Origin of the sequence: Rhodomicrobium sp. Az07 (assembly GCF_018619475.1) — a bacterium.
In the GTDB taxonomy this organism is placed as follows: Bacteria; Pseudomonadota; Alphaproteobacteria; order Rhizobiales; family Rhodomicrobiaceae; genus Rhodomicrobium.
On record NZ_JAHFZG010000017.1, the window covers coordinates 59,512 to 70,485 of the forward strand.

A 10,974-nucleotide genomic window follows, 5' to 3' on the forward strand; every position below is an offset into this window, starting at 1 on the left:
GCCGTGTTCGCGGACATCGCACCAGCGCTTCAGGCCGACGCGCCTGAGCTTCGCGGCAAGCTCCTGCCGAACGCGTCCATGAGCGAATTGACGTGGCTTCGTGTCGGCGGCCCCGCGCAGGTGCTGTTCAAGCCCGCCGACGAGGAAGACCTCGCCTATTTCCTCGCCCGCTGCCCGGCAGACATCCCCGTGATGGCCGTCGGCGTCGGCTCGAACCTTCTCGTTCGCGATGGCGGCGTCCCCGGGGTGGTGATCCGGCTCGGGCGCGGCTTCAACGACATCGAACCGCAGGACGGCGCGCGCATCCGTGTTGGTGCGGCCGTGCCGGACGTGCGCCTCGCGCAGGCGGCGGCGCAGGCGGGCATCGCGAAGCTCGCCTTCTATCGCGGCATTCCGGGCACCGTCGGCGGGGCGCTGCGCATGAACGCGGGCGCGCATGGCGGCGAAACGAAAGACGTGCTCGTTGAGGCGCGCGCGGTCGACCGCAGCGGCGCGGTGCATGTCTACGACAACGCGGGCATGGCCTTCACCTACCGCCATTGCGGCGTGCCGGACGACCAGATTTTCACGCAAGCCGTCTTCGAGGGCGTTCCCGGCGATCCGGCCGAGATCGAGCGCGAGATGCAGGGCGTGGCCGACTATCGCGAGGCGAACCAGCCGATCAGGAGCCGCACCGGCGGTTCCACGTTCAAGAACCCGCCCGGCAAGAGCGCGTGGCGGCTCATCGACGAGGCGGGTTGCCGCGGCTTCCGCGTCGGTGGCGCGCATATGTCGGAGATGCATTGCAACTTCCTCATCAACGATCAGAACGCCACAGCCGCCGATATCGAGACGCTGGGCGAGACCGTGCGAAAGCGCGTGTTCGAGAAGACGGGAATCATGCTTGAGTGGGAGATCAAGCGCATCGGCGTAAGGTGCGCCGGACAGCAACTCGCCGCCGCCGAATGATGAAGAGCGTTCACCATATCGCCGTGCTGATGGGCGGCTGGTCTTCGGAACGGGAGGTTTCGCTGAACTCGGGCGAAGCCTGCGCGGGCGCGCTTGAAGCGCAAGGCTACCGCGTCACGCGCATCGACGTCGGCCGCGACATCGCCGATCGGCTCGCCGCGCTCAAGCCCGACGCCGCCTTCAACGCGCTGCATGGCAAATGGGGCGAGGACGGCTGCATTCAGGGCATCCTTGAGACGCTCGAAATTCCGTATACGCATTCAGGCGTGCTGGCGTCCGCGCTGGCGATGGACAAGGCGCGCGCCAAGGTCGCGATGAAGGCGGCGGGCGTGCCCGTGGCGGCGGGCGTCGTCGCGAGCCCGGCGAAGGCCGCGCAGCGCCATCTGTTGCCGCCGCCCTATGTGGTCAAGCCCGTGTGCGAAGGGTCGAGCGTCGGCGTGTTCATCGTGCGCAACGATTACGAGCACCCGCCGCAGGAACTGACGCGCGCCGACTGGACGCATGGCGACGTTCTCGTCGAGCGCTATGTCGCGGGCCGCGAGCTGACATGCGCCGTTCTCGGCGACCGCGCGCTGGGCATCATCGAGATCATGCCCGCCGAGGGGCTCGTTTTCTACGATTACGAAGCAAAATATGCAAAAGGAGGCTCTTACCACATTCTACCTGCACGACTTTCACCGGAAATTTACGAAAATATCCAGAAAATGGCAGTCGACGCGCACCACGCGTTGGGCTGCCGGGGCGTAAGCCGGGCCGATTTCCGTCTGGACGATCGGCCGGAAGGCACGGGCGAGCTTGTCTGTCTTGAGGTCAATACCCAGCCGGGCATGACCGCGACATCGCTCGTTCCGGAACTCGCCGCCCATGCTGGATTGTCGTTTGGTGAACTTGTGCGGTGGATTGTGGAGGATGCCTCTTGCAATCGTTAGGTTCGGGTACGGTTGGCGCGAAGGGTCCGGGTATCGGGTCGGCACAACCGGGTAAGGATGTCGCCGAGGCGCCGTCCCTGTTCGGCTTCGGTCTGACGAACGCGGATCGTGCCGCGCGCGCCGGCTTTGTCGTCAGCATGGCGTTTCTGGTCGCGACCGCCTTTTACGGTCTCTATCTGTCGGGCGCGACGAAATCGCTGTTCGACGAGGCGTCGGCCTTCGCAGACAAGGCAGCATACGACGCCGGGTTTCGCCTCGAAGACCTCGCCGTTTCCGGCTCCGACAATACGCCGAAGCAAACGCTGCTGAAGGCGCTTAAACTCCCCTTCGAGCATTCCTCGCTGTCCTACGACGCGGCGGAGGCACACGACCGCCTTATCGCGCTCGGCTGGATCGAGACCGCCGAGGTGCGTCGCGTGCTGCCCTCGCGCCTCGAAGTGGTTCTGACCGAACGCGAGCCCTTCGCGCGCTGGAAGGATGCGGCGGGCGTCGTTCACGTGGTGGACCGCGAAGGCCGTTTGCTCGGGCCGTCGGAAGGGCAGTTCGAAACGCTCCTGCTGTTCTCGGGCGAGGGTGCGCCAGCCGAAGCGGCGGTGTTCATCGAATCGCTCGCCGACCGCGAGTCCATCCGCTCGCGGGTGGCCGAGGCAAGCTTCGTCGCCGAGCGCTTCTGGCAGGTGAAACTCGACAGTGGCGTCACCCTGAAACTTCCGCGCAAGGTGGGTGAGTTAACACTTTCGAGACTGGAATCGGTTCTCGCCAACTCGAAGATTGCGGAAATGGCTCTCGACACCATCGATCTGCGACTGACGCATCGCACGATCCTCCAATTGCGGGAGCCGACAACGGCCAATCGCGACAAAGCCATCGCGCTTCTCTCCTCTGTCCCCGCCCCGCAACCGGCCTTGCCGCCGAGAAGGGGCAGGGCCTTATGACGGACGAACGGCGGCAGGCCTCGCGCGGTCCGTCGCGGTTATGGCCGTTCAAGGGGCGAGACGACATCATTACCGTGGTTGACCTTGGCGCTCAGAAAGTCGCGTGCGCGGTCGTTCTGCTGACTTCACCCCGCTTCGGTTTCGATGTCGGTGCGCGCAACATCCGCGTGATCGGCAGCGCCGTTGTGCGTTCGTCCGGCATTTCCGGCGGCCGCATCGCGAACCTCGCAGCCATCGAGACAAGTATTCGCCGCGCGGTCGGGCAGGCGGAAACGCAGGCGGGCGTGACCGTGGAAGACGTCCTCGTGACGGGGCAGTTTTCCGGGCTTGTCGCGGAGGTTTTCGAGGCGAGGCTCGGACATGCCGGTCTTGTGAGGGAGGATGTCGAGGCCATCTCGGCAGCGGCCGACGAGCACTGCGCGCGGACACAGCGAAAGCTCCTTCATCTCTTCACCTCGTCCGGCGAATCGGACGCGGAGGCGGCCTTTGCGAGCCAGGCATCGGGCGCCGAAACCGACGTCATCGCCATTTCGATACCGCTTCGCGTGCAGCGTCAGCTCGGCACCTCGTTCGGGAAAAGCCTGCTGAACGTGCGCAGCCTGCTGGCCGGGCCGCTCGCCTCGGGCTTGAGCGTGACAAACGCGCTCGAACGCATGTCGGGAGTGCTCGTCATCGACATGGGTGCGCAGACGACCGGCGTCGTGCTGTTCCAGCGTGGCGTGCCGGTGTTTCTCGAATGCCTGAACTTCGGCGGTCAGACCGTCTCGGAGGAGATCGCGCAGGTCTTCTCCTTGCGGAAATTCGAGGCGGAACGGCTCAAGGTCCGGTACGGAAGCGTCTACGACAATTTGCAGGCCGACATCGATCTCCCCGTCCAGAATGGCGACACCGGGGAACCGGTGTCCAAATTTTCCCTCAATCGTATCATTCGATCAAGGGCATCGGAGCACCTCGAGGCCGTTAATGAACGGTTAAAAGGTGCGGGATACTCTGTTCCTAATGGGGGCGCTGTGCTGACTGGCGGCGGCAGCTTCCTGCCGGGAATCCGCGAGCTTGCTTCGCATCTGTTCGCGGCGGAGGTCAGGACCGCAAAGCCCATGACCTTGAGCGGTCTCAATGCGGGGAATGTGTTGAGTGCGCTCGTGGGGGGATGTCTTTATGCAAGCCGGCATCAGTCCGCGGGCGAAATGCCCTATGCGCCTGAGTTGCCGTCTCAAGACAGTAGCTACGCGTCTCGAATCGGCCAATGGCTGCGGACAAGCTTTTCGTGAAGGTTGTCCGCGCAATCGGTCGTCGCATATGAGCGGACGAGCATTTCGCCACGTCCGAAAGGGAAGCTGACGAGGCTGCCATGGGAATTAACCTGCAACTTCCTGGCCTGACGGAGTTGCGGCCGCGCATCACGGTCATTGGCGTGGGCGGCGCTGGCGGCAACGCCGTGAACAACATGGTTGAAGCCGGGCTCGAAGGCGTGGAGTTCATCGCCGCGAACACCGACGCCCAGGCGCTCGCCTCATCGGGGGCCTACACCACCATCCAGATGGGCGTCGGCATCACCGAGGGCCTCGGCGCGGGCTCGCGGCCGGAGATCGGCGCGGCGGCGGCTGAAGAAGCCATCGAGGAAATCCGCTCCCATCTCGACGGCGTGCATCTTCTCTTCATCACGGCGGGCATGGGCGGCGGCACCGGGACGGGCGCGGCGCCCATCATCGCGCGTACGGCGAAGGAACTCGGCGTGCTGACGGTCGCCGTGGTAACGAAGCCGTTCGAGTTCGAAGGCCAGCGCCGCATGCGCACCGCGGATGTCGGTATCGCGGGTCTCGCGCAGCATGTCGATACGCTCATCGTCATCCCGAACCAGAACCTGTTCCTCGTCGCGAGCGAGCGCACCACCTTCGCTGACGCCTTCTCGCGCGCCGACGACGTGCTGCGCTCCGGGGTTTCCTGCATCACCGATCTTATGGTCAAGGAAGGGTTGATCAACCTCGACTTCGCTGACGTGCGCACCGTCATGCAGAACATGGGCACCGCGCTCATGGGCACGGGCGAGGCCGAGGGCGAGAAGCGCGCGCTTCAGGCGGCGGAAGCCGCGATTTCGAATCCGTTGCTCGGCGAAGTGTCGATGCGCGGCGCGAAGGGGCTGCTCGTCAGCATCACCGGCAGCTTCGACATGACGCTTTACGAGGTGGAAGAGGCCGCGTCCCGCATCCGCCGCGAGGTCGATCCGGAAGAAAACCCCGACGTGAACATCATCGTCGGCGCGACGTTCGATCAGTCGCTCCAGAACAGGCTCCGCGTGTCCGTGGTCGCAACCGGGATACAATCCGGCGTCGCCTCCCAGCATATCGCACCGCCGCCACCTGTGGATAAGGACGCGGGGCTTGCCGAGCGGATGCAGTCCGTCCAACAGGAAGCGCCGCGCCGCGCGCCGTTCGGCGGATTGCGCGAGCAGCCCGCGCGTCAGGCACCGGATCGGCGAGTGGTGCTCGAACCGAAGGGCAGACGCGGCCCCGATGACGGCGCTCCGCCCGTTTCGGCGGATAACGGCCAGCGTTTCGAGCCGATGCCGCCCGCGAAGACCGCCCGCGCGCCGCGGCGGCCACTCACATTTTCGGATTTTCCGGAACTCGGGCAGGCCGACAGCGGCGGCAACAACGCCGCCTCGAATCGAAGTTCCGGCAAGCCTCGCGGCTTCTTCGACTGGATGGCGGGCCGCGATCGCAACGCGTCGAAGGCAAGCCCGCCTTCGCAGACCAAATCTGTTGCTCTTCAGCCACGCTCAAATCATGAAAAATCTGTGGCAGAACAAGGGCATCGGAATGGCGCAAGCCATGACGACGCGGGCGAAGACCTGGAAGGCGACCCTGCCGCCGCTCGGCAGAATAGCGACGAAGCCATTGAAATTCCGAAGTTTTTCAGGAAGCCGACGTCCTGATCGCAGGAGGCCTTCCTCAACCTCCGTGCACGGCGCTCCGGCCCTCACCCGAGCGCCGTTTTTGGTTGTATCGACCTGTCAGCGCTATCCGTAACAGACTGTTAAAAAGCGTGATTTGAAGCGCGCTGAGTTGCGCGGCTAACTTTGCCGCAGTCGGATGTATTGGACTTCCCGCGTGCGTACCGGCAGACCGCCGGCCCAAGAGTAGCGTGTAGCTACCGATGCTCGCATAGAAGCCATGGGCATCGTCCGGCGCACGATGGGGGGTGCTTTCCTTCGGCAAAGGAAGGCACCGTGGCACAAAAGAACGGCGCACTCTTATGAGCTTTCGAAGCTATTCGAACAGGCAGACCACACTTGAGCGCGATATTGTCCTGAAAGGGACGGGCGTGCACAGTGGCGCGGAAGTATCGCTGATCCTCCACCCGGCCGAGGCGAACACCGGCTATAATTTCTACGTTTCCGGCGGAAAGAACGCGGGCCACGTCCCCGGCGATTTCCGTTCCGTCACCAATCTGACGCTCTGCACCGTGATCAGCGGAGCGGGTGGCGCCTCCGTCGCGACCGTGGAGCATCTGCTTTCGGCGCTGCGCGGCATGGGCATCGACAATGCGGACATCGAGGTGGACGGCAACGAACTGCCGATCCTCGACGGCAGCGCGGAACCGTTCGTGGCAGCCATCGATGAGGCGGGCGTCCGCGAACTCGACGAAGCGCGCCGCTACATCAAGATCCTCCGGCCCGTCGCGGTCAGGGACGGCGGCTCCATCGGCGAATTCTTCCCCTATGACGGCTTTCGGCTCGACATCGAAATCGATTTTCCGACGCCGCTGATCGGTCGCCAGCGCATCGACCTCGAAGTGACCCCGGCATCGTTCAAGAAGCACCTGAGCCGCGCGCGCACCTTCGGTTTCATGAAGGACGTGAAGCAACTCTGGGCCGCCGGGCGCGCGCTCGGATCGTCGCTGGAAAACACAGTCGCCATCGGTGACGACCGCATCCTGAACCCGGAAGGCCTGCGCTATCACGACGAATTCGTTCGTCACAAGACGCTCGACGCGGTTGGCGATTTCGCGCTTGCGGGCGCGGCGATCCTCGGCCTGTATCGTTCGAAGCGCCCGAGCCACAAGCTCAACTCGATGATGCTGCACGCGCTTTACGAGAACCGCGACGCGTGGACCGTCGTCGAAGCCGCCGACAAGACGCGCCGTCACTATGTTTCGCCGCGCGCCGATTTCGGTCTGGCCTTCGCGACTCCGAATTTTGCGCCGGAGAACGCCTGATCGAATCCGTATGAATGAGTGGCCGGGGTTTTCCCGGCCATTTTGCGTTTTGCGGGGTTAGGACACTCGCCCAGGAGCGCTACGGCGGCGGCTGATTGGCCACGTTGCGCGGACAGCTTTTCCCCAGTGCAAAAGCTTTGACTGAAAAACTCCTCATTTCACCATCATTTTGCGGCTTTTCGCCGTACAAGAACGTAACAATAGCGGAAGCCGAGTCGCGCATTGCTGCTCGAACTCGAAATACGGGGCCTGGAGCAAGGACGATGGGATTGCGATCGATCGGGCAAACTCTCGCAGCGGTAATTCTCGCGACGACGTTGAGCAGTTCTCTTGGCGGCTGCGGGTCGATGGGTTCTTTCTTCTCGAACTCGGATTCGTCTCAGCTCGATCAGCGCCCGCCGGACCAGATCTATAAAGAGGCCGACGAACTTCTCGGCCAGGGGAAGAACAACAAGGCCGCCGAGTTGTTCGAGCGCATCGATCAGCTCTATCCCTATTCGGAAGAGGCCAAAAAGGCCACTCTGATGGCGGCCTACGCCTATCAGAAGGCAGGCAAGGGCCCGGAAGCCGTCGCCGCCGCGCGCCGTTTCCTCGCGCTGCATCCCGGCAGCAAGGAAGCCGCGCTGGCGCAGGAAATCATCGCCAGCTCCTATTTCGAACGCATGTCGGGGCCGACGCGCGATCAGGGCGAAACGAAAAAGGCCATAGCCGAACTCGAAACGCTGATTCGCCGCTATCCCGACAGCCGCTACGCCGACGATGCGAAGCGGCGCATCAAGCTCGCCCGCGATACGCTCGCCGCATCCGAAATGAATGTCGGCCGCTACTGGCAGAAGAAGGGCAATTATCTCGGCGCGGTAAATCGCTTCAAGACGGTCGTAACCGAATACCAGCAGACGACGCATGTGGAAGAGGCGCTGATGCGTTTGACGGAATGCTACATGGCGCTCGGCATCGTGAACGAGGCGCAGACGGCGGCGGCGGTTCTGGGGCACAACTTCCCCGACAGCCCGTGGTACAAGGACGCCTACGCGCTTCTGCAATCCGGTGGCACCGCGCCGCGCGAAGACACCGGCTCATGGATCAGCCACGCGTGGAAGCGCACCGTCGGCAGCGTCGCCGGGTAGCATTTCTTGCAGCGCCCTTGCCGGCAGAGCGGAAAGCTCATTTTCATAGCACCGCCTAGGTTTTGACATCTGCCACCGGGGCGGCAACCATTCCTAATGGACGTCCGTCTGCGCTGGGGCGGATGATCGGCGAACGATTCGGGCACTGACCGAGATGATAGTGGGGCTGCGCTCTGCGTCATCGGCGCGCTACCAGGACACGGGTGCCCACGCGTCGAGAATCGCGTTAAGGAAACGGCATGCTTGTTGCCCTGTCGATCCGCGACATCGTCCTTATCGATAAGCTCGACCTCGGTTTCGAGAAGGGCTTCACCGTATTCACGGGTGAGACCGGCGCGGGCAAATCCATCATCCTCGACAGCCTGAGCCTTGCGCTCGGCGCGCGTGGCGATGGCGGCCTCGTGCGGCGCGGCGCGACGAGCGCGAGCGTCACGGCTTCTTTCGACCTCCATGACGCGCACCCCGCTATGGCGCTTTTGGCCGAGCAAGGCTTCGACAGCGAGGACACGCTGATCCTGCGCCGCGTGCAGGGCGAGGACGGCCGCACCAAGGCTTTCATCAACGACCGCCCGGTTTCGACGGGCCTCCTGAAGCAACTCGGCAAGATGCTCGTCGAAATTCACGGCCAGCACGACGACCGCGCGCTGCTCGATCCGGCCACGCATCGACATCTGCTCGACCAGTTCGGCGGTCTCATTGGCGAGGTGCAGGACGTTTCGCGGCTCTGGGAGGCGTGGCGCGAGAAGAACAAGGCCGTCGACGAGCTTGAGAAGGCGCTCGCCGTGGCGGAGCGCGAGAAGGATTATCTCACGGCGGCCTGCGAAGAGCTGAACCAGCTTGCGCCGCAGCCGGGCGAAGAGGACGAGCTTGCCACGAAGCGCGCCGCTATCGTCGCGGCACAGAAGGCCCGCGCCGACCTTGAAGACATCTCGGACGCGCTGAACGCGCCGCAATTTCCCGCAGCGAAACTCAGCGCCGCGCTTCGCCGTCTGGAACGCACGCCGAATATCCCGCAAGCGCTGAAGCCGATCCAGTCTGCGCTGGAACGCGTGCTGATCGAGGCGGAGGAAGCGCGCGAACTCGTGGAAGCGCAGTTGCGCGGCGAAAGCGGCGACAACGTCGAAGCCATCGAGGAACGGCTGTTCCGGCTGCGCGCGGTCGCCCGCAAATACCGCGTGACGGTGAACGATCTGCCTGCGGTGCATGCCCGCTTCCGCACCGACCTCGCGCGCATCGAAACCGGCGAGGAAGACCTGATCGCCGCGCGGAAAGTCGCAAACGAAGCAGCCGCGATCTATGCCCGCGCCGCCGACGCGCTGACCGAAAAGCGCCGGGCGACCGCCGCCTTGCTCGACGCCGCCGTACAGGCCGAGCTTGCGCCGCTGAAGCTCGACAAGGCGCGCTTCGCCACCGAAATCGAGCCCATGCCGGAAGACCGCAGCGGCCTTCGCGGTGGGCCTTTCGGGCGCGAGCAGGCGATGTTCTACGTGCAGACCAATCCGGGCGCGAAGGCGGGACCGCTGATGAAGGTGGCGTCGGGCGGCGAGCTTGCCCGTTTCCTGCTCGCGCTGAAGGTGGTGCTTGCCGAAAAAGCCACCGCGCCGGTTCTGGTGTTCGACGAGATCGACACGGGCGTCGGCGGTGCCACGGCGGCGGCCATAGGCGAGCGGCAGGCGCGGCTTGGCACGCGCGCGCAGGTGCTGGCGGTGACGCACTCGCCGCAGGTGGCCGCGAACGCAAACCAGCACATCCGGCTGCACAAGGCCGCGCGCGGCGAAGGCGACGCCATCGTCGTCACCACCAGCGCCGAGACGCTGAGTATGGATGGCCGCCGCGAGGAAATCGCGCGCATGCTCGCCGGCAAGGAGGTCACGGCAGAGGCCCGCGCCGCCGCCGAAAGCCTGATCGGCGCGCGCCACGTCGGAGCGCATCATGTCGCCTGAAGCGGCGGGGGACAAGCCCGCGAAGAAGGCGCGCCGTTCCCGCAAGACGGACATGGCGGACGCCACGCAGCCTTTGCTTGCAGCGACGCAAGGCGCGGAAGGTGCGGCGGCGCCCGCGCCGGAAGAAGCTGCCTTCCGCGATGAGGCGCTGAAGCACGCCGAACATCTTTCCGCCGAAGACGCGAAGGACGAGCACGACGCGCACGCCGCCGAGATCGCGCGCCACGACCGGCTTTATTACGATAACGCCGCGCCGGAAATCTCCGACGCCGAGTATGATCGCCTGCGCCTGCGCCTCAATGCGCTGGAAGCGGCGTTCCCGTCGCTCATCACGCCGGAAAGCCCGTCGCAGACGGTCGGCGCGACACCGTCCGAAAAATTCGCGAAGGTGCGCCACTCGGTGCGCATGCTGTCGCTCGGCAACGTGTTTTCCGACGAGGATGTCGCCGACTTCGCGGGCCGTGTGCGCCGCTTCCTGAAGTTCGGCCCGTACGACGCGCTCGAAATCACCGCCGAAATGAAGATCGACGGCCTTTCTGTGTCGCTCCGCTATGAAGACGGGCGGCTCGCGGTGGCCGCCACGCGCGGCGACGGCTCCGAGGGCGAGGACGTGACGGCGAACGTCCGCACCATCGCCGACATCCCGCAGGCGATCCGCGCGAACGACATGCCCGCCGTGTTCGAGGTGCGCGGCGAAGTCTATATGAGCCACGCCGATTTTCAGGCGCTGAACGAACGGCAGATCGACAAGGGTGGGCGCATGTTCGCGAACCCGAGGAACGCGGCGGCAGGCTCGCTCCGCCAGCTCGACCCGGCGATCACGGCCGCGCGGCCGTTGCGTTTCTTCGCTTGGGGATGGGGGGAGGTTCGGGGG

8 protein-coding genes and 1 pseudogene are annotated in these 10,974 nt (G+C 64.8%); all 9 read left to right on the forward strand.

From position 1 onward, the window contains the following. The first annotated feature begins 3 nt into the window (after window positions 1–3). A complete protein-coding gene (murB, locus tag KKP04_RS12725; protein ID WP_215031926.1) occupies window positions 4–948 on the forward strand; it encodes a UDP-N-acetylmuramate dehydrogenase in 945 nt (314 codons plus the stop codon). After that, complete coding sequence (locus KKP04_RS12730) at window positions 948–1,877, forward strand: D-alanine--D-alanine ligase (RefSeq protein WP_215031959.1); 930 nt, start codon at window positions 948–950, stop codon at window positions 1,875–1,877. Before murB ends, KKP04_RS12730 begins: the two co-directional genes overlap by 1 nt. Further along, window positions 1,865–2,812 carry a cell division protein FtsQ/DivIB gene (locus tag KKP04_RS12735; RefSeq protein WP_215031929.1) on the forward strand — a complete coding sequence of 316 codons (948 nt, stop codon included), beginning with the start codon at window positions 1,865–1,867 and terminating at the stop codon, window positions 2,810–2,812. Before KKP04_RS12730 ends, KKP04_RS12735 begins: the two co-directional genes overlap by 13 nt. Beyond that, window positions 2,809–4,083: a cell division protein FtsA gene (locus KKP04_RS12740; RefSeq protein WP_215031932.1), complete on the forward strand. Its 1,275-nt coding sequence runs from the start codon at window positions 2,809–2,811 to the stop codon at window positions 4,081–4,083. The genes KKP04_RS12735 and KKP04_RS12740 overlap by 4 nt, the downstream gene beginning before the upstream one ends. A gap of 80 nt (window positions 4,084–4,163) precedes the next feature. Beyond that, complete coding sequence (ftsZ, locus tag KKP04_RS12745) at window positions 4,164–5,747, forward strand: cell division protein FtsZ (RefSeq protein WP_215031934.1); 1,584 nt, start codon at window positions 4,164–4,166, stop codon at window positions 5,745–5,747. 320 nt (window positions 5,748–6,067) lie between these two features. Continuing rightward, a complete protein-coding gene (lpxC, locus tag KKP04_RS12750; protein WP_215031937.1) occupies window positions 6,068–7,030 on the forward strand; it encodes a UDP-3-O-acyl-N-acetylglucosamine deacetylase in 963 nt (320 codons plus the stop codon). 263 nt (window positions 7,031–7,293) lie between these two features. Further along, window positions 7,294–8,157, forward strand: a complete 864-nt coding sequence (locus tag KKP04_RS12755; RefSeq protein ID WP_215031940.1) for an outer membrane protein assembly factor BamD — start codon at window positions 7,294–7,296, stop codon at window positions 8,155–8,157. Window positions 8,158–8,396: 239 nt separating this feature from the next. Beyond that, complete coding sequence (gene recN / locus KKP04_RS12760) at window positions 8,397–10,100, forward strand: DNA repair protein RecN (protein ID WP_215031944.1); 1,704 nt, start codon at window positions 8,397–8,399, stop codon at window positions 10,098–10,100. Then, window positions 10,090–10,974 (forward strand): annotated as a pseudogene (locus tag KKP04_RS12765) (NAD-dependent DNA ligase LigA); the annotation flags it as partial. The gene recN and the pseudogene KKP04_RS12765, both read left to right, overlap by 11 nt.